The following is an 18851-nucleotide window of genomic DNA, read 5'->3' as shown; positions in this document are numbered from 1 at the left end:
CTATATGTATAGACACCCATCCACCCAACCGAAGGAGTCATTCATGGCCTGGACCAAACCCGCCTACACCGACCTGCGTATCGGCTTCGAAGTCACCATGTACTTCGCCAACCGTTGATCGGTCGACCTGCAGTGCAACGCCTCGGTTCGCCGGGGCGTTTTCGTTTTCAGTCCCTGAGTGAGTGACAGGTTCATGTACGTCCAGATTCTCGGCTCCGCCGCCGGCGGCGGCTTTCCCCAATGGAACTGCAACTGCGCCAACTGCGCGGGGTTCCGCGCCGGCAGCCTGCGGGCCACGGCACGCACCCAATCCTCCATCGCCCTTTCCGATGACGGCGTGAACTGGATCCTGTGCAATGCCTCGCCGGACATCCGCGCCCAGCTCCAGAGCTTCGCCCCCATGCAGCCGGGCCGGGCCCTGCGCGATACAGGCATCAGCGCGATCATCCTGATGGACAGCCAGATCGACCACACCACCGGCCTGCTCAGCCTGCGCGAGGGTTGCCCGCACCAGGTCTGGTGCACCGACATGGTCAAGGAGGACCTGAGCACCGGCTTCCCGCTGTTCAAGATGCTGAGCCACTGGAATGGCGGCCTCGACTGGCAACGCATCGAGCTCGAGGGCCGCTTCACCATCGCCGCCTGCCCCAACCTGCGCTTCACCCCACTGCCGCTGCGCAGCGCCGCCCCACCCTACTCGCCGCACCGCTTCGACCCGCATCCGGGCGACAACATCGGTCTGATCGTCGAGGACCTGCGCACCGGCGGCAAGCTGTTCTATGCCCCGGGCCTGGGCAAGGTCGACGAGCCGTTGCTGCGGATCATGGCCGAAAGCGACTGCCTGCTGGTGGACGGCACCCTGTGGGACGACGATGAAATGCAGCGTCGCGGCGTCGGTACCCGCACCGGCCGGGAAATGGGCCACCTGGCGCAAAGCGGCCCCGGCGGCATGCTCGAGGTGCTGGAGCAACTACCGGCACAGCGCAAGGTCCTTATCCACATAAACAACACCAACCCCATCCTCGACGAAGACTCGCCGCAACGTGCCGAACTGCAGCGACGCAATGTCGAAGTCGCATACGACGGCATGAGCATCGAGCTGTAGGAGCACCACCGAATGAGCCAAACCCCGCTGTCCCGCGCCGAGTTCGAGCAGGCACTGCGTGCCAAGGGCGCCTACTACCACATCCATCACCCCTACCACGTGGCGATGTATGAAGGTCGCGCCACCCGCGAACAGATCCAGGGCTGGGTCGCCAACCGGTTCTATTACCAGGTCAACATTCCCCTCAAGGATGCGGCGATCCTCGCCAATTGCCCGGACCGGGAAATCCGCCGCGAGTGGATCCAGCGCCTGCTCGACCACGACGGGGCACCCGGCGAGGATGGCGGCATCGAAGCCTGGCTGCGCCTGGGCCAGGCGGTCGGCCTGAACCCCGATAAGTTGCGCTCCCAGGAACTGGTGCTGCCCGGCGTTCGGTTCGCCGTGGACGCCTACGTCAACTTCGCCCGCCGGGCCAGTTGGCAGGAAGCCGCCAGCAGCTCGCTGACCGAACTGTTCGCGCCGCAGATCCACCAGTCGCGGCTCGACAGCTGGCCGCAGCACTACCCCTGGATCGATCCCGCCGGCTACGAATACTTCCGCACCCGCCTCGGCCAGGCCCGGCGCGATGTCGAGCACGGGCTGGAGATCACCCTGCAGCACTACACCACGTACGAAGGCCAGCAGCGTATGCTGGAGATTCTCCAGTTCAAACTGGATATTCTCTGGAGCATGCTCGATGCCATGAGCATGGCCTATGAACTGAATCGCCCGCCCTACCACAGCGTGACCGACCAGCGGGTCTGGCACCGAGGAATCCCCCTATGAGTTTCGATCGCGGCCTGACCCCGAAATGGCGCCCCGGCTACCGCTTCCAGTACGAACCGGCGCAGAAGGGCCACGTACTGCTGTACCCGGAAGGGATGATCAAGCTCAACGAGAGTGCCGCACTGATCGGTGGCCTGATCGATGGCCAGCGCGATGTCGCGGCGATCATCGCCGAGCTGCAGAAACAGTTCCCCGACGTAGCCGAGCTCGGCGAGGATATCGAGCAGTTCATGGAGGTCGCCCGTGCAGAGCACTGGATCGAACTTGCCTGACCCCGGCCTGCCACCCACGCCGCAGGTCGGCCTGCCGCTGTGGCTACTGGCCGAGCTGACCTACCGCTGCCCGCTGCAGTGCCCATACTGCTCGAATCCGCTGGACTTCGCCGGGCAGGGCCAGGAACTGAGCACCGAACAATGGTTCAAGGTCCTGCGCGAGGCTCGGGAAATGGGTGCCGCCCAGTTGGGCTTTTCCGGCGGTGAACCGCTGGTGCGCCAGGACCTTGTCGAACTGATCGCCGAGGCTCGCCGGCTGGGCTTCTACACCAACCTGATCACCTCCGGCATCGGCCTGACCGAACAGAAGATCAGCGATTTCAGGCAGGCCGGCCTCGACCATATCCAGATCAGCTTCCAGGCCAGCGACGAACAGGTGAACAACCTGCTGGCCGGCTCGAAGAAGGCCTTCGCGCAGAAACTGGAAATGGCCCGGGCGGTGAAGGCCCACGGTTATCCGATGGTGCTGAACTTCGTCACCCATCGGCACAACATCGACCGCATCGACCGCATCATCGAGCTGTGCCTGGCCCTGGAGGCGGACTTCGTCGAGCTCGCCACCTGCCAGTTCTATGGCTGGGCGCAGCTCAATCGCCAGGGCCTGCTGCCTACCCGCGAGCAACTGCAGCGCGCCGAACGCATCACCAATGAGTACCGCGCCCGGCTGCAGGCCGAGGGCAACCCGTGCAAGCTGATCTTCGTTACACCGGACTACTACGAGGAGCGCCCGAAAGCCTGCATGAACGGCTGGGGCAGCCTGTTCCTCACCGTCACTCCGGATGGCACCGCGTTACCCTGCCATGGCGCCCGGCAGTTGCCGGTACAGTTCCCCAACGTGCGCGACCACAGCCTACAACATATCTGGTACGACTCGTTCGGTTTCAACCGCTTTCGCGGTTACGAGTGGATGCCCGAACCGTGCCGTTCCTGTGACGAGAAGGAAAAGGACTTCGGCGGTTGCCGTTGCCAGGCCTTCATGCTCACCGGCGACGCCAGCAACGCCGACCCGGTCTGCGCCAAGTCCCACCACCATGATGTGATCCTGCAGGCCCGCGAAGAAGCCAGCCTGGAGGGGCCGGCCATCGAACAACTGGTGTTTCGCAACGAGCGCAACTCGCGCCTCATCGCCAAGGGCTGAGCCCAGCGCCGAGTGCCACGTCACGTCATTCAGGCGAGTATCTGCAAGCCGTGCTTCTGCACGATGCTCAGCAGCTTGAGTGCCATGCCGCTGGGCTGCTTGTCGCCAGCCTCCCATTGCTTGACGGTCGATACGCTGGTGTTCAGGTAACGGGCGAACACCGGCTGGCTGACCTGGTTGCGCTCGCGCAGCGACTTGATCTGCTCGGGGGCGATCTCGTCCGGTACCGGCGCCAGGCACGAGGCGTCGAACTCGCGCATGGTCGCCTTGCCGATCGCACCGATTGCATGCAGGGCGCTGGCCGATTCATGGACCGATTCCAATGCCTCGGATTTATACCGCTTGCTCATAAGCTATCTCCACAAACTCTCTCATCTCCAGCAACTGCCCGATCTGCCGGCTGCTCAGGTTCTCATAGGCCTTCGCCAGCGCCCTGAAGGCCTTGAGCTCCTGCTGGCTGATATTGCCCTGGTCACTCTTGGCGAACAGGAACTGGAAGATCCAGTAACAGCCGCCCCGGGCCAGGACGATGGAACGATGACGGTTTTCGTTCAGGCGCTTTTTCCACACGCCACCCCCCAGGTTGTCGGCCTGCCCCCTGACCACCGCCCCCATTGCCAACACCAGTTCGGCGTCGTCGATCCTTGCCTTCCTGGCGCTGGCGGCGAATCCCCTGGTCTTGAAAACCCTGTATCGCATGGAAATCCTTCTCCATAAAACGTACCACCAGGTGGTATATAAATTCAAATCCATTGAGGTTCTTTCCGCCCGATGGCAGCAACGCTCGCCCCGCACCTCAATGCGAGCCGAAATACCGCCCACAAAAAAACACCCCGTGCCAAAAGAGTCAGGCACAGGGCGACGCGTTATACCGCAAGACGGTTCGGAATCAGATTTGGGAAAAAACGACGCGCCAAGTCAGACGGCGATTCCCCTGCGGCATTGCACCTGGGCGGTACGGACTCGGGAGAAGGCCCGGGCCAGGCGCAGCAGCATTTCGTCGATGGTGCTCTGGCTGACGGTCAGGGCCGGGGTAAAGCGCAGACTGTCGGCGGTCGGCGCATCGAGCAGCAGGCCTTCCTGCAACGCGGCCTTGACCACCGCATCCGCCGAAGCGTCGCTCAGGGTCAGCCCCCAGAGCAGCCCGGCGCCGCGCAGTTGGCCGTGCTCATAACGCCGTGCCAGCCGATCCAGGCCCTGTTGCAGGTAGTGCCCGCGCTCAGCCACCTCGTCGAGGAAGCCATGCTTGAGCAGCGTATCGAGCACCGCCAGGCCGGCCGCACTCATCAAGGCGTTACCGTGGTGGCTGCCACCGATTTCGCCGGGCTCGAAACAGCAGGCCGTGCCCCGCGCCAGCAGCGCCGACAACGGCGCGCCACCACCCAGGCCCTTGCCGAGGGCGATGATGTCGGCACGCACCGCGTACCGTTGCTCGGCCAGCAGGCTGCCGCAGCGGCCGATACCGGTCTGCACCTCGTCGAAGATCAGCAGGATGCCCAGCGCCCGGCACAACCGCTCGACGCCCTGGAGGTATTCCCGGGTCGCCGGGGTAACGCCCGCCGCACGCTGGATCGGTTCGAGCATGATGGCCACGGTCTTGGCATCCACCGCGGCATGCAAGGCCTCCAGATCGTTGAACGGCACCTGGCTGAAGCCGGGCAATTGCGGCTCGAAGCGGTTGCCGAAGCAATCCTGGCCGGACGCCGACATGGCACCGAAACTGCGCCCATGGCAGGCGTTGCTTGCGCTGATGATTCGGTAGGCGCCGCCACGATGCAGCTGGCCCCACTTGCGCGCCAATTTGATCGCCGCCTCGCAGGCTTCCGAACCACTGTTGAGAAAATACACCTGGTCGCTGTCGGTGGCACGACACAGGCGGTCCGCCAGTTGCGATTGGACCGGGTTATGAAAACCCGCGCCGACATTGATCAGGCCATGGGCCTGGTCCGCCAGGGCATGGGCCAGCACACCGGGGCTATGACCGAGGCTGTTGCTGCCACCGCCCTGGCTGAAATCCAGATAGGCCCGTTCCTCGCTGTCCCACAGCCAGGAGCCCTGGCCACGGACGAACACCGGGCTGGGGCGCTCGGCGGCGGGCATCAGGTACTCGCTGGCCGCGTGCTCGTGGCGGGCGCGGGGCTGGAAGTCGGCGGTCAGGTCATCGAGGCTCGGTTGCGGCCGGCGCAGCTTGAACAGATTCATGCGCGCAGCCCTTCCAGCGGCAGCCCGAGCAGCCGGGCCGACCAGTCCTCGACCCGGCCGCTGCGCAGGCGACGAATGGCGATGTCGCGCCAGCGCGAGGACAGCGCCGGGCAGTCCACCAGTTTCTTCAGGCCGGAATGCTCCAGCGGTTCGGCGTAGAACGCGTGCAGGGCCCAGGCCACGCTGAGGCCGGGATAACTGCGCTGCAGCAGTTCGAAGGGCTGGTCGGCGCTGACGAAACCGGGCTTGAGCACCCGATAGAACCAGCCGCAGCGCCCCGTGTCCTGGGCCTGCTGCGGCAGCTCGGACAAGCCCCAGCGATGGCTCAGGCGATAGCAGGGCGAACGTGGCTGGCTGACCTGCAGCAGCGCACCGCCCCAGCGGAACAGGTCGCCCAGGCAGACCTGCTCTTCGGTCAGACCACGGGTCGAGAGATTTTCGCCAAAGGCCGGTGCCGACCAGTCGAGTTGCGGATGCCGTTTGCGCCAGTAGTCATAGTGCTCGGCGGGGTAATGATGCAGCGCCCGCTCCGGTCCGCTGTGGAAACGCGGATCGCCCTGCTCGTCGCTGCCCAGGCCCTGTGGCCATAACCAGAGCCGACTGGCAACCCGGTGTTTATCCGTATCGCTGATCAGACCCTGTCCGAGATTTTTTGCCTTGCCTATGTAAACACCATCAACGCAAACGGTATTCATCGCACGCTCTGGCCCTGTAAGCCCTTTTAATTGCGGTTAGACTAGGCTTGCGAGGCGTTCACGGCCATTTCGTTTTTCGAGCATTTTCGATAAGTACTGCTTATGGATTTCAAGCAACTGCGTTATTTCGTCGCGGTGTATGAAGAAGGCCATGTCGGCCGCGCCGCCGAACGGCTGTCGATCTCCCAGCCGGCCCTGTCGCAACAGATACGCCACCTGGAACACCACCTCGACGTCAGCCTGTTCGAACGCAGCAGCAAGCGCCTGCTGCCGACCCTGGCCGCCCACACCCTGTACAACCATGCATTGCCGCTGCTCGATGGCCTGCAACGGGCCCGCGAAGCCCTGCGCAACTTCCAGGGGCAGGCGTTGCGCACCCTCGCCATCGGCGTGCTGCAGACCGTGCACACCAGCCTGGTGCCGCAGTTGCTCGAACGGGTGCGCAAGGCCCATCCGCACCTGGTGGTGCAGATCTACGAATTGACCGGCATGGAGATCGAACGGCGCCTGCTCAACGGCTCGCTGGATATCGGCATCAGTTATCTGCCACCCCGCCAGCCGGGCTTGCACGGCCTGCCGCTGTACGAAGACGAGCTGCAACTGGTGATCCCCGCCGAGCACCCGCTGCGTGAATTCAAGAAGGTCTCGGTCGGCCAGGCCGCGGAGCTGCCGATGCTGCTGCTCGGCGAAGAATTCCAGATCCGGCAGATCTGGCAGGCGCAACTGGCCAACCTGGGGCGACGCCCGCAGGTCCAGGCCGAATTGAACAACATGGCGGGGATTCTCGACAGCCTGCCGCATACCCGCCTGGCCACCGTACTGCCGGGTCGCTCACGGGACGAACACGATGACCATGATCTGCTGTGGAAACCGCTGACCGAACCGCGGGTCTCGCTGCGGGTCGGCCTGGTGTGTCGCGACATGCAACGCCAGCAGGCTTCGCTGGAGCTGCTGCGGGTGCTGCTGGAGGACGTGATGAACAGCCCGGTCAAGCACCTGCACGGAGCGACGGGGCTTGAAGGCCTGGGCTGAAAAACTTTTTCGCGGACAAAAGAAAACCCCGCCGAAGCGGGGCTTTGCAGACTGTTTCCCTGACATCCATTTCGCTCCACCATCCTGGCGGAATCCTACGTGTCCGTGTTTTGCTTTGAGCTTCCTGCTCGACGTCCTTCATAAGTAGATTACCGCTGGATCCAATATGGCGATATGGGCAAACAGCAGCGCGTTATGTAAGCAAAGGCTTACATGCCAACCCCGCCTCAGAACTGCTCGGCATCGAGCAGGAACAGCGATTCGCTACCCGCCTTCACCGACGCCGTCAGCGAGTGGATGCGCGGCAGCAGGCGGGCGAAATAGAACCTCGCGGTGCCCAGCTTGCTCGCGTAGAACGCATCTTCCCTGTCCTTGCCCAAGGCGGCCCGGGCCATCAGGGCCCACATGTAGGCATAGGCGGTATAGCCGAAGGTGTGCAGGTATTCGACCGATGCCGCACCGATCTCGTTCGGGTTGGTTCCGGAACGGTCGAGCACCCAGTCGGTCAGCTCGTCGAGGTTGTCCAGCGCCGCCGCCAGGGGCTTGGTGAACTCGGCCAGATTGGCGCTCGCGGTATCGATGAAGTGCCGCACTTCCTCGGCGAACAGGCGGTAGTAGGCACCGCCGCTGCCGACGATCTTGCGGCCTACCAGGTCCAGCGCCTGGATGCCGTTGGTGCCCTCGTAGATCTGGGTGATGCGCACGTCACGCACCAGTTGCTCCTGGCCCCACTCGCGCACGTAACCATGACCACCGAAAACCTGCTGGCCGTGCACCGTGACCTCCAGCCCCAGGTCGGTCAGGAATGCCTTGGCCACCGGCGTCAGCAAGGCCACCAGTTCATCGGCACGCTTGCGGGCCGCCGCGTCCTCGCTGAACTTGGCAGTGTCCAGTTGCATCGCCACGTAGGTGGAGAAGGCACGGCCGCCCTCGTTCGCCGCCTTCATGGTCAACAGCATGCGGCGCACGTCCGGATGCACGATGATCGGGTCGGCCGCCTTGTCCTTGGCCTTCGGCCCGGTCGGCGAACGGCTCTGCAGGCGGTCGCGGGCGTATTCGATCGCGTTCTGGTAGGAACGCTCGCCGGAAGCCAGGCCCTGGATGCCGACACCCAGGCGCTCGTAGTTCATCATGGTGAACATCGCCGCCAGGCCCTTGTTCGGCTCGCCCACCAGGTAACCGGTGGCCTCGTCGAAGTTCATCACGCAGGTCGCCGAAGCCTGGATCCCCATCTTGTGTTCGATCGAACCGCAGGTCGCCGGGTTGCGCGCGCCCAGGCTGCCATCGGCATTGACCAGGAACTTCGGCACCAGGAACAGCGAGATGCCTTTCGGACCGGCCGGCGCGTCGGGCAGCTTGGCCAGTACCAGGTGGATGATGTTTTCGGTCAGGTCATGCTCGCCACCGGTGATGAAGATCTTGGTCCCGCTGATCTTGTACGAGCCGTCCGCCTGCGGCTCGGCCTTGGTGCGGATGATCCCCAGGTCGGTGCCGGCGTGGGGTTCGGTCAGGCACATGGAACCGGCCCACAGACCGGCGTACATGTTCGGCAGGTAGGTGGCCTTGAGCTCTTCGCTGGCATGGGTGTTGATCGACACGCAGGCGCCGGAGGTCAGCATCGGGTATAGGCCGAAGGCGAGGCTGGACGAGTTGATCATTTCCTCGACCTGCGCCGAAACGGCCTTGGGCATGCCCATGCCGCCAAACTGCGGATCACCGCCGACACCGACCCAGCCGCCTTCGGCGTAGGTCTGATAGGCCTGTGGGAAACCGCTGGGCGTACGGACCACGCCATTGTCCCAGCGGCAGCCTTCCTCGTCGCCGCCACGGCTCAGGGGCGCGATGCTCTTGGCGGTGACCTTGCCGGCTTCCTCGAGAATCGCCTCGACGGTTTCCTCATCGACGGTCTCGGCCAGGGCAGGCAGTTGGGCCCAGAGATTGCCGACCTCGAAGACTTCATTGAGGACGAAGCGCATATCGCGCAGGGGCGCTTTGTAGTCAGCCATGGCAAACCTCGCAAGATCTAGAACGATAGGGCCCGCGCGGGGCCGATTTCCGAAGGCTTGAGTGTACCTTAACAACTTTTCAGACACATAGGGTCATCACGTGACGTTTTTGTTATTTTTAGTCACAACGCTATGCAGGAGTTTTGGAGTGAATGTTCTGACCTCTTCGCGGGCAAGGCGGTGCGGCGACCCGACTTGCCCGCGAAGGTCCTTCAAGCCTCATCCATCGACTACAGGGCAAACAGATCCGCCGGCAACCGCATCAGGCTCTCGCTCCCCGCTTCCACCGCCGCCCGATGAGCGGCGGTGCGCGGCAGCAACCGCTTGAAGTAGAACTCGCACGTCGCCAGCTTGCCCCGGCAATAATCCGCGTCGCCACTGCCCTCTTCCAACTGCGCCTGGGCCACCAGCGCCATGCGCAGCCACAGGTAGGCCAGGACGATGTAACCGCTGTACATCAGGTAATCCACCGCCGCCGCGCCGACCTCATCCGGATTCTGCATGGCCGCCTTGCCGACCAGCAGCGTCAGCTCGCCCCACTCCCGGTTCAACTGATCGAGCCGCGTCACATGAGCGCCAAGCTGCCCGTGCCCGGCATTGGCCTCGCAGAACTTGTGCACGATCCGGGTAAAGCCGCGCAGCAGCTTGCCCTGGCTGCCGAGCACCTTGCGCCCCAGCAGGTCCAGGGCCTGGATGCCATTGGTACCTTCGTAGATCGGCGCGATGCGGCAATCGCGCACCAGTTGTTCCATGCCCCACTCACGGATGAAGCCGTGACCGCCGAACACCTGCATGCCGTGGTTGGTCACCTCCAGCCCGGTCTCGGTCATGAACGCCTTGCAGATCGGGGTCAGGAATGCCAGCAGGTCCTCGGCCTCCTGGCGCTGCTCGGGCTGGGCGGCGCGATGGGCGATATCCAGCCACTGTGCGGTGAAATAGGTCAGTGCCCGGTTACCTTCGTTGAACGCCTTCATGGTCAGCAGCATGCGCCGTACGTCCGGGTGCACGATGATCGGGTCGGCGGCCTTGTCCGGCGCCTTGGGGCCGGTCAGCGAACGCATCTGCAAACGCTCGCTGGCGTAGCGGACCGCGCCCTGGAAGCTGGTTTCGCCCAGGCACAGGCCCTGCATGCCGGTACCGAGGCGGGCATGGTTCATCATGGTGAACATGCAGTTGAGGCCCTTGTTCGCCTCACCGATCAGAAAGCCCTTGGCAGCATCGAAGTTCAGCACGCAGGTGGCCGAGGCCTTGATGCCCATCTTGTGCTCGATGGAGCCGCAGCTCACCCCGTTGCGCTCGCCCGCCTCGCCGGCCGCATCGGGCAGGAACTTGGGCACGATGAACAGCGAGATACCCTTGGTACCGGCCGGCGCGTCCGGCAACTTGGCCAGCACCAGGTGCACGATGTTGCGGCTCATGTCGTGCTCGCCGGCGGAAATGAAGATCTTGCTCCCGGACACCGCATAGCTGCCATCGGCCTGGGGCACGGCGCGGGTCTTGATCAGCCCCAGGTCGGTGCCGCAGTGGGCTTCGGTCAGGCACATGGTGCCGGTCCATTCGCCGGCGGTCAGCCTGCTCAGGTAGGTCTGTTTCTGTTGCTCGGTACCGTGGGCATGAATCGCCGACATGGCGCCGTGGGTCAGCCCCGGGTACATGCCCCAGGAAGTGTTGCTGGAACCGATCATTTCGCTGATCACCAGCCCCAGCGACTGCGGCAGGCCCTGCCCGCCATACTGCGGATCGGCCGCCAGGCCATGCCAGCCGGCCTCGACGTACTGGGCAAAGGCCTGCTTGAAACCCTTGGGCGTGGTCACCACGCCATTGTCGAAATGGCAACCCTCTTCATCGCCGGAGCGGTTCAGCGGTGCCAGCACCTGTTCACAGAATTTCGCGCCTTCCTCCAGGATCGCCCCGACCATGTCCGGGCTGGCATCGCTGGCGCCGAGGCGTTCGTAATGGGCGTGGAAATCGAAAACATGGTCGAGCAGAAAGCGCATGTCGCGTAGCGGGGCTTTGTAGTCAGGCATGGTCGTTTCTCCGGCAGCAGATGATTCAACCTACTGTCGGCGCCCGCCCCCGGGCAATCACAGTCCAGCCGCTGAATGCTCCACCATCACTCAGCCCACGGCTTCCTTGGTCCGCACCGCGCCGCGCTTGGCGGTCTGCCCGGCGGCCATGACGCAGTTGCGCCCGGCCCCCTTGGCGGCATAGAGCGCCTGGTCGGCGGACTTGAGCACTTCGTCCGGGGTGCGCTGATCCAGCTGGCGCTCGGCGACGCCGATACTGATCGTCACCGACACACTCGACGCACCACCGCCCGAACGGCGCTGGCGGCCTTGCTGGTCGTCCTGCGGGCGGCTGTCCGGGTTGCGCAGTTGAATGCTGTAGTTGGCGATCACCTCACGGATCACCTCCAGGTGCGGCAGGCATTCTTCAAGGCTCTTGCCGGCGAACACCACCGCGAATTCCTCGCCACCGTAGCGGTAGGCCCGGCCGCCGCCGCTGACCTTCGCCAGCTTGCTCGCGACCAGCCGCAAGACCTGGTCACCGACGTCGTGGCCATGGGTGTCGTTGAATTTCTTGAAGTGGTCGACGTCGGTCATCGCCAGCACATAGTTGCGCCCCAGGCGCTGCATCCGCTCGTTGAGCGCGCGACGGCCGGGCAGCCCGGTCAGTTCATCGCGGAACGCCATCTGATAGGCCTCGTGGGCCACCGCCACGGCGATCATCAGCATCACCTGGCTGCACATGATGTTCAGGGTGAACGGCAGGATGAAGGTCATCGGCAGCATCCAGAACAGGCCCAGCAGGCCGATCAGTTGGGCCGCATGCAGCGGCCGCGGGTTGCGCCAGTACTGCACGGTCAGCAGCAGGAACGCCGCGAGGAACACCGGGTAGGACAACTGGATCAGGCTCATCCACGCCCCATGCAATGCGGGCCAGCGGATTTCCGCCAGCCAGCCGAGCAGGGCTTCCGGGTAACTCTGCTCCAGGCCCAGGGCCACGCTGCCCACCGCCAGCAGCACGGCAAACCGCGCGATCATGTCCTGGAACAGGTGTGTGCGCTCCTGCCAGGCGGCGAACACGCCGAACAGCAGTGGCAACAGCAGGCAGACCAGGTGGAAAACCACCGCGGCATCCTGTCGGACCCTGCCATGGTCGCGGTAGTAATCGGCCTGGGTGGAAAGCAGGAAGTAGGCGATGTACACCGTGATCATCAGGAACAGTTCGCGCTGGCGCCGATAGACCGCGCAATAGGAACCGCCGAGCAACAGCACCAGGGTCGGCAGAACGTTGAACAGCGAAGTGAAGAAGACGTTGAGATCCTTGACGTAGGCCGCCGCGAGCCCCGCAAGCAACAACATGACGGAGGGTAGAAAATGACTGGCATGTACAGCAGGAGAACGCGGCAAGGGTAAAGCTCCGACCGGCAGATTCAATAGATGGCATTGTGCCTTTATTTACGCGAGTAAAGCACAAAGAATGTGACAGAGATCACGAATCCTCTCTCTTTAACGGCAGGTCTCGGCTTCTTCTTAGCGTTTTAGTCAGGAATTTTCACTATTGACGCCAATAAATCGGCAATGCCGAAAAGCGCCCACAAAAAAGCCGCTTCCCCCGAAGGAGAAGCGGCTTTTCGAGGTCACTCCGGCAGGGCTCAGTAGCCCAGGCTGAAGTGCTCTTCCTGCATGTCCATCAGGTTGTTGGCGCCCGACAGCATGGTGGCCACGTGGGTACGGGTGCGCGGCAGAATGCGCTGGAAGTAGAAGCGCGCGGTCTGCAGCTTGGCGGTGTAGAACGCCTCGTCGCTGGTACCCGCGGCCAGTTTCTCGGCGGCCAGGCGGGCCATGTCGGCCCAGAAGTAGGCCAGGCAGGCGTAGCCGGAGTACATCAGGTAATCCACCGAAGCGGCACCGACTTCCTCACGGTCCTTCATCGCGGCCATGCCCACTTTCATGGTCAGCTCGCCCCACTCCTTGTTCAACGCGGCCAGTGGCGCAACGAACTCGCTGACCGCCTCGTTGCCTTCGTTGGCCTGGCAGAACTTATGGACGATCTTGGTGAAACCCTTGAGGGCCTCGCCCTGGGTCATCAGCACCTTGCGACCCAGCAGGTCGAGGGCCTGGATGCCGGTGGTGCCTTCGTACAGCATCGAGATACGGCTGTCGCGAACGTTCTGCTCCATGCCCCACTCGGCGATGAAGCCGTGGCCACCGTAGATCTGCAAGCCCTGGTTGGCGGCTTCGAAACCGACCTCGGTCATGAACGCCTTGGCGATCGGCGTCATGAACGCCAGCAGGGCGTCGGCCTTCTTCTTCTCTTCCTCGTCCTGGCTGTACTTGACGATATCCACCTGCTTGGCGGTGAAGTACACCATCGCCCGGTTACCCTCGGCGAAGGCCTTCATGGTCAGCAGCATGCGACGCACGTCAGGGTGCACGATGATCGGGTCAGCGGCCTTGTCCGGCGCTTTCGGACCGGTCAGGGAGCGCATCTGCAGGCGTTCGCGTGCGTACTTCAGGCCACCCTGGAAACCGATTTCGGCGTGGGCCAGGCCTTGCAGCGCGGTCCCCAGGCGAGCGGTGTTCATGAAGGTGAACATGCAGTTCAGGCCCTTGTTCGGCGGGCCGATCAGGAAGCCGGTGGCGCCGTCGAAGTTCATCACGCAGGTGGCATTGCCGTGGATGCCCATCTTGTGTTCGATGGAACCGCAGGACACGGCGTTGCGCTGGCCGACCGAACCGTCGGCGTTGGGCAGGAACTTGGGCACGATGAACAGCGAAATGCCCTTGGTGCCGGCCGGTGCGTCCGGCAGGCGGGCCAGGACGATATGGACGATGTTGTCGGCCATGTCGTGCTCACCGGCCGAGATGAAGATCTTGGTCCCGCTGACCTTGTAGGAACCGTCGGCCTGAGGTTCGGCCTTGGTGCGCAGCATGCCCAGGTCGGTGCCGCAGTGCGGTTCGGTCAGGCACATGGTGCCGGTCCACTCGCCGGACACCAGCTTGGTCAGGTAGGCCTCCTGCTGTTCAGGGGTACCGTGTTCGGAAATGGTGTTCATCGCACCATGGGACAGGCCCGGGTACATGCCCCACGACCAGTTCGCCTCACCGACCATCTCGCTGATCGCCAGGCCCAGAGACTCCGGCAGACCCTGGCCGCCGTGCTCGACGTCGTGAGCCAGGCTCGGCCAGCCACCTTCGACGAACTGCTTGTAGGCTTCCTTGAAGCCGCTCGGGGTCTTCACGCCCGATTCGCTCCAGGTGCAGCCTTCGGTATCACCAACACGGTTCAGCGGAGCCAGGACCTGTTCGCAGAACTTGGCGCCTTCCTCGAGGATGGCGTTGACCATATCCGGAGTAGCGTCCTGGCAAGCCGGCAGGCTCTGATAGTGCGCTTCGTAGCCAAGCAGTTCGTCACGAACGAAGCGAATATCACGCAAGGGGGCCTTGTAGTCAGGCATAGCGATAAACCTCTGCTGATGAAACCTGGAATAAGCGACCGCGTCGATTTGCCACGCCGGTCAAACAGTTGTTTGAAACATACGTTTGCGCCAAAGCCTTGTCAAGCGTCGTTCATGAGCCATTGGTCATACAGGCCGACAATAGGCGCGGGAAATCGCCGGCAGCCCCGCAGGCAGCGGCTGGCAACAAGGAAAGAATAGTCGAGAGGATGGTCTGGCGAGCGGACGCATCGAACGCCAAGCGCCACTGACGCCGGGTATCGAGGCACGACAAGGGGTATGCGCATGGCAAAACGGGCGCTGTCGCGCCCGGATGGGGGATTACGCCGGAGCGATCAGGCGTAGGTGTCGATCAGCGTGCCGAGAGCCTTGTCCGCGGCCTTCTCGACCTTGGTCCCCAGTTCGACCTGGAGCTTGCCCTGGGACAGGTCGACCAGACTGTTCGACAGGTCCTGCTGGCTACGGTCCAGCGACAGCAGCCGTTCGACCTGGGAGTCGGAGGACTGGCTCTTCAGCGAACGCTCGACAGTGGTGTTGGCGATCTGGCCGGCGGCCTGGTCGACACGGTTCTGCCCGGACTGAATAGTGCTCAGACCGGCATAAAAAGCGGTGCTACCTGAGATTTCCATGGGCGAACTCGACTGTACGAAACCATTACAGGCTGCATTGAAGCAGAACCCGGGCAAAAACGCCCGTCAAAAACACTAATGGCACAATGCCTGGCAATAGGCAAAAGCTAGCGCCTGGCCTCGGGCATCAGTCCAGCAGATCCAGCTGCAAGCGCTCTGCCACGGCCTGTGCGGTCGCTGCCTTGAGGCGCGGCACGCGTCCCAGGCACGGCGCCGGCAGGCGCTCGGCCAGCGTCGCGAGGTTGTCTTCCAGACGAGAGGTCTTCGGATCGATGATGTTGGCCACCCAACCGGCCAACTGCAGGCCATCGCGGGCAATCGCCTCGGCGGTCAGCAGGGCGTGACTGATGCACCCCAGGCGTACGCCCACCACCAGGATCACCGGCAACCCCAGGCCACAGGCCAGGTCCGACAGATTGGCCTGGTCGGCCAGGGGTACCCGCCAACCGCCGGCCCCTTCGATCAGGGTGAAATCGGCCTGCAGCGCGAGAATCTCGCGCATCGGCTCCAGCAGTGATTGCACCGTCAGCACCACGCCGGCTTCGCGCGCCGCCAGGTGCGGGGCGATGGCCGGTTCGAGCGCCACCGGGTTGACCTGCGCGTAGGACAACGGCAACGAGCACTCGGCCAGCAACGCCAGGGCATCGGCGTTACGCAGGCCCTGGGGGGTCACCTCGCAACCGGACGCCACCGGCTTGCCCGCCGCGGTGCTCAGGCCGGCGGCCCGGGCCGCATGCAGCAGGCCGGCGGCGATGGTGGTCTTGCCGACATCGGTGTCGGTCCCGGCAATGAAATAGGCTGCGCTCATAGCGGCTTCTCCAACACGGCGTAGACCACCTGGTAGGTCGCCGGCAGCCCCTGCGCCTGGCGAAATTGTTCATAGGCGTCGATCAGGCCGAGCACCCGCGCGCGTCCGGTCAGCCCGCCCGGCCGTCCGGGGTTGAGGTTGTGCGCACCGAGCGCCTTGAGCTCGTGGGTCAGGCTGCGCACGTCCGGGTAAAACAGCACCTGTGGCCGGCTTTCCAGGCTCACCACGCGCAAGCCGCTGGCCGCGCACAGGCGCTGGTACTCGGCGAACTCGCGAAAGCGATTGACGTGAACCAGACCATCCACGGCCCGCCAGCTCTCACGCAGCTCATGCAGGGTGCCGACACACAGGCTGGCAAACGCCATCACGCCGCCCGGGCGCAACACTCGCCGCGCCTCGTCGAGCACGGCGGCAAAGTCGGCACACCACTGTACGGCCAGGCTGGAGAACACCAGGTCGCAACACTGCGCCTGCAGCGGCAGCCGCTCGGCATCACCGGCGATGAAATGTCGCGCGCCGCCCAGGGGCCGGGCGTGTTCGAGCATGCCCTCGGCGATATCCAGGGCCAGGCCCTGCCCTTCAGCAAAACGGCCGCCCAGGGCCCGGGTGAAGTAGCCGGTACCGCAGCCGACATCGAGCCAGCGCGAAGGGCTGAACTGCTCCGGCAGGCGCCGCAACAACTCGTCACCGACATCGCGCTGCAACTGGGCCACGCTGTCGTAACTGGCGGCCGCACGGGAAAACGAGGCGGCGACCTGGCGCTTGTCGGGCAGGCCGCCCGGCAACGGCGGACGGGAAAGATCAGTCATCGGCGCACTCGTGCAAAAAGGCCTGGATAGCCCCGGCCACTCCATGGGGGTCTTCCAGAAGAAACGCATGGCCGGCCTGTTCGATCAGGCCGACTTCGACATCCGGCAACAACGCCAGCAACTCGCCCGCCGCCTCGGCCGGCACCAGGCCGTCGAGCCCGGCAAACAGGTGCAACTGCGGGCCGCCATAGGTTTGCAGGGCCTCGCGGGTGTCCAACTGTGCCAACACCTCAAGCCCACTGAGCAGAACCTCGGGGCTGCTGTGCGGTGCCCCGCCCAGGAGCACCCGCGATTGCCCGCGCGGGTCCGACGAGCCCTGGACGCACAGCAGGCTGAAGCGCTTGAGGGTGGCCTGAGGCTGCGCGCGACAGCCGCTCAGGAACTGCTCGAAGGTGTCCTCGGCCATGGCGCCGGACCAGCCGTCACCGGCCACGAAACGCGGATTGCTCGCCAGCGTCAGCAGGCCGCAGCAACGATCGCCACGGCGGGCCGCCAGTTCCGCTGCCAGCATGCCGCCGAGCGACCAGCCACCCAGCCAGGTGTTCTCCGGCAGGCTGGCATCGAGCGCCTCGATCCACTCCGTCAGTTCGCCGCCGGCAAGCGCCGGCAGCGGCTCGATCTCCACCCGCAGGTGCTCGTCCAGACCGCGCAAGGCCGCCGCCAAGGGTTCCAGCGGCGAAATGCCAAGGCCCCAGCCGGGCAACAGAATCAGACGGTCACGCATGAGGTGGCTCCAACGGCTCATGGGGCCCCAGCAATCTGGAACACTCTGCCAATGCTTCTAACAATAGCCGCACCTGCGCCTCGCTGTGGGCGGCGGTCAGCGTGACCCGCAGGCGCGCACTGCCGGCCGGTACGGTCGGCGGCCGAATCGCCGTCACCATCAGCCCGCGTTCGCGCAGCAGTTGCGAGAAGCGCAGCGCCCGGCCGGCATCACCGATCAGGATCGGCTGGATCGGCGTGAAACTGTCCATCAACTCCAGGCCGATCTGCTGCGCCCCCTCGCGGAACTGGCGGATCAGCGCGTCCAGATGCTGCCGACGCCAATGTTCGCTGCGCAGCAGTTCCAGGCTTTTCAGCGTGGCGCAGGCCAGCGCCGGCGGCTGGCTGGTGGTGTAGATGTAGGGCCGGGCGAACTGCACCAGGCTTTCGATCAGTTCTTCGCTGCCGGCGACGAACGCACCCGCCGTGCCGAATGCCTTGCCCAGGGTGCCGACCAGCACCGGTACGTCTTCCTGGCTCAGGCCGAAGTGCTCGACGATACCGCCGCCCTGGGCGCCCAGAGGGCCGAAACCGTGGGCGTCGTCGACCATCAGCCAGGCGCCGCGGGCACGGGTTTCACGGGCCAGGGCCGGCAGGTCGGCGATATCGCCATCCATGCTGAACACCCCGTCGGTGACCACCAGCGTATTGCCGGTGGCTTTTTCCAGGCGCTTGGCGAGGCTGGCCGGATCGTTGTGCAGGTAGCGATTGAACCGTGCACCCGAGAGCAGCCCGGCATCCAGCAATGATGCGTGATTGAGACGATCTTCCAGCACCGTATCGCCCTGCCCGACCAGCGCCGTGACCGCGCCCAGGTTGGCCATGTAGCCGGCGCTGAACAACAACGCGCGAGGCCGCCCGGTGAACTCGGCCAACGCTTCTTCCAGCGCCTGGTGCGGACCGCTGTGGCCGATCACCAGATGCGCCGCCCCACCGCCCACGCCCCAGCGCGCGGCACCGGCCTGCCAGGCCTCGATGACTTGCGGGTGATTGGCCAGGCCCAGGTAATCGTTATTGCAGAAAGCCAGCAGGGGCTGGCCATCGACCAGCACTTCCGGGCCCTGCGGGCTTTCGAGCAGCGGCCGCTGGCGATAGAGGTTTTGCGCACGACGGGCGGCCAGGCGTGCGGACAGATCGAAGGACATGGGCGCCTCGCAGATGCAA

General features: G+C 64.4%; 19 protein-coding genes. 6 read left to right on the top strand and 13 right to left on the bottom strand.

The genetic code is table 11. The features are described 5' to 3' along the window. The first annotated feature begins 43 nt into the window (after positions 1–43). The 5 genes from pqqA to pqqE all read left to right on the top strand — a co-directional run bounded on the left by pqqA (position 44) and on the right by pqqE (position 3280). The gene (gene pqqA / locus PF66_RS29770; RefSeq protein WP_054057055.1) at positions 44–118 is read left to right on the top strand and encodes a pyrroloquinoline quinone precursor peptide PqqA; all 75 of its coding nucleotides are present in this window, start codon (positions 44–46) and stop codon (positions 116–118) included. Positions 119–193: 75 nt separating this feature from the next. After that, positions 194–1105: a pyrroloquinoline quinone biosynthesis protein PqqB gene (gene pqqB, locus PF66_RS29765; protein ID WP_054064650.1), complete on the top strand. Its 912-nt coding sequence runs from the start codon at positions 194–196 to the stop codon at positions 1103–1105. Between the two features lie 12 nt (positions 1106–1117). Next, positions 1118–1870 (top strand): pyrroloquinoline-quinone synthase PqqC, encoded by a 753-nt coding sequence (gene pqqC / locus PF66_RS29760; RefSeq protein ID WP_054064649.1) that lies wholly within the window; start codon positions 1118–1120, stop codon positions 1868–1870. Next, positions 1867–2142, top strand: a complete 276-nt coding sequence (gene pqqD, locus PF66_RS29755) for a pyrroloquinoline quinone biosynthesis peptide chaperone PqqD (RefSeq protein ID WP_054064648.1) — start codon at positions 1867–1869, stop codon at positions 2140–2142. The genes pqqC and pqqD overlap by 4 nt, the downstream gene beginning before the upstream one ends. After that, on the top strand, positions 2135–3280 hold the full coding sequence (pqqE, locus tag PF66_RS29750; protein WP_192842658.1) for a pyrroloquinoline quinone biosynthesis protein PqqE: 1146 nt from the start codon (positions 2135–2137) through the stop codon (positions 3278–3280). The genes pqqD and pqqE overlap by 8 nt, the downstream gene beginning before the upstream one ends. Positions 3281–3309: 29 nt before the next feature. Here pqqE and PF66_RS29745 read toward each other — a convergent pair whose 3' ends face one another. The 4 genes from PF66_RS29745 to PF66_RS29730 all read right to left on the bottom strand — a co-directional run bounded on the left by PF66_RS29745 (position 3310) and on the right by PF66_RS29730 (position 6177). Continuing rightward, the gene (locus PF66_RS29745) at positions 3310–3630 is read right to left on the bottom strand and encodes a helix-turn-helix domain-containing protein (protein ID WP_054057042.1); all 321 of its coding nucleotides are present in this window, start codon (positions 3628–3630) and stop codon (positions 3310–3312) included. Beyond that, on the bottom strand, positions 3614–3979 hold the full coding sequence (locus tag PF66_RS29740) for a type II toxin-antitoxin system RelE/ParE family toxin (RefSeq protein ID WP_054064676.1): 366 nt from the start codon (positions 3977–3979) through the stop codon (positions 3614–3616). Before PF66_RS29740 ends, PF66_RS29745 begins: the two co-directional genes overlap by 17 nt. Positions 3980–4198: 219 nt before the next feature. Next, complete coding sequence (locus tag PF66_RS29735) at positions 4199–5482, bottom strand: aspartate aminotransferase family protein (RefSeq protein WP_054064647.1); 1284 nt, start codon at positions 5480–5482, stop codon at positions 4199–4201. Then, positions 5479–6177, bottom strand: a complete 699-nt coding sequence (locus PF66_RS29730; protein WP_054057045.1) for an MOSC domain-containing protein — start codon at positions 6175–6177, stop codon at positions 5479–5481. Before PF66_RS29730 ends, PF66_RS29735 begins: the two co-directional genes overlap by 4 nt. 102 nt (positions 6178–6279) lie before the next feature. Here PF66_RS29730 and PF66_RS29725 point away from each other — a divergent pair, with 102 nt between their 5' ends. Then, the gene (locus PF66_RS29725; RefSeq protein WP_054057046.1) at positions 6280–7209 is read left to right on the top strand and encodes a LysR substrate-binding domain-containing protein; all 930 of its coding nucleotides are present in this window, start codon (positions 6280–6282) and stop codon (positions 7207–7209) included. A 227-nt stretch (positions 7210–7436) separates the two neighbouring features. On the opposite strand, the gene PF66_RS29720 is transcribed toward PF66_RS29725, so the two are convergent. The 9 genes from PF66_RS29720 to bioF all read right to left on the bottom strand — a co-directional run bounded on the left by PF66_RS29720 (position 7437) and on the right by bioF (position 18832). Beyond that, complete coding sequence (locus PF66_RS29720) at positions 7437–9215, bottom strand: acyl-CoA dehydrogenase C-terminal domain-containing protein (RefSeq protein ID WP_054057047.1); 1779 nt, start codon at positions 9213–9215, stop codon at positions 7437–7439. 230 nt (positions 9216–9445) lie between these two features. Next, on the bottom strand, positions 9446–11242 hold the full coding sequence (locus tag PF66_RS29715) for an acyl-CoA dehydrogenase C-terminal domain-containing protein (RefSeq protein ID WP_054064646.1): 1797 nt from the start codon (positions 11240–11242) through the stop codon (positions 9446–9448). A 90-nt stretch (positions 11243–11332) separates the two neighbouring features. Continuing rightward, positions 11333–12628, bottom strand: a complete 1296-nt coding sequence (locus PF66_RS29710; RefSeq protein WP_054064645.1) for a GGDEF domain-containing protein — start codon at positions 12626–12628, stop codon at positions 11333–11335. 245 nt (positions 12629–12873) lie between these two features. Next, complete coding sequence (locus PF66_RS29705) at positions 12874–14679, bottom strand: phenylacyl-CoA dehydrogenase (protein WP_054064644.1); 1806 nt, start codon at positions 14677–14679, stop codon at positions 12874–12876. Between the two features lie 335 nt (positions 14680–15014). Further along, positions 15015–15308: a hypothetical protein gene (locus tag PF66_RS29700; protein ID WP_054057051.1), complete on the bottom strand. Its 294-nt coding sequence runs from the start codon at positions 15306–15308 to the stop codon at positions 15015–15017. A gap of 127 nt (positions 15309–15435) precedes the next feature. Further along, positions 15436–16116 (bottom strand): dethiobiotin synthase, encoded by a 681-nt coding sequence (gene bioD / locus PF66_RS29695; RefSeq protein ID WP_054064643.1) that lies wholly within the window; start codon positions 16114–16116, stop codon positions 15436–15438. Further along, positions 16113–16925, bottom strand: a complete 813-nt coding sequence (gene bioC / locus PF66_RS29690; RefSeq protein WP_054064642.1) for a malonyl-ACP O-methyltransferase BioC — start codon at positions 16923–16925, stop codon at positions 16113–16115. Before bioC ends, bioD begins: the two co-directional genes overlap by 4 nt. Continuing rightward, positions 16918–17649, bottom strand: a complete 732-nt coding sequence (locus PF66_RS29685; RefSeq protein WP_054064641.1) for an alpha/beta fold hydrolase — start codon at positions 17647–17649, stop codon at positions 16918–16920. Before PF66_RS29685 ends, bioC begins: the two co-directional genes overlap by 8 nt. Further along, on the bottom strand, positions 17642–18832 hold the full coding sequence (bioF, locus tag PF66_RS29680) for an 8-amino-7-oxononanoate synthase (protein ID WP_054064640.1): 1191 nt from the start codon (positions 18830–18832) through the stop codon (positions 17642–17644). Before bioF ends, PF66_RS29685 begins: the two co-directional genes overlap by 8 nt. Between the last annotated feature and the right edge of the window lie 19 nt (positions 18833–18851).

This window comes from Pseudomonas asplenii (assembly GCF_001293465.1).
Lineage (GTDB): Bacteria > Pseudomonadota > Gammaproteobacteria > Pseudomonadales > Pseudomonadaceae > Aquipseudomonas > Aquipseudomonas fuscovaginae_B.
This window is presented reverse-complemented; position numbering and strand designations above follow the sequence as displayed.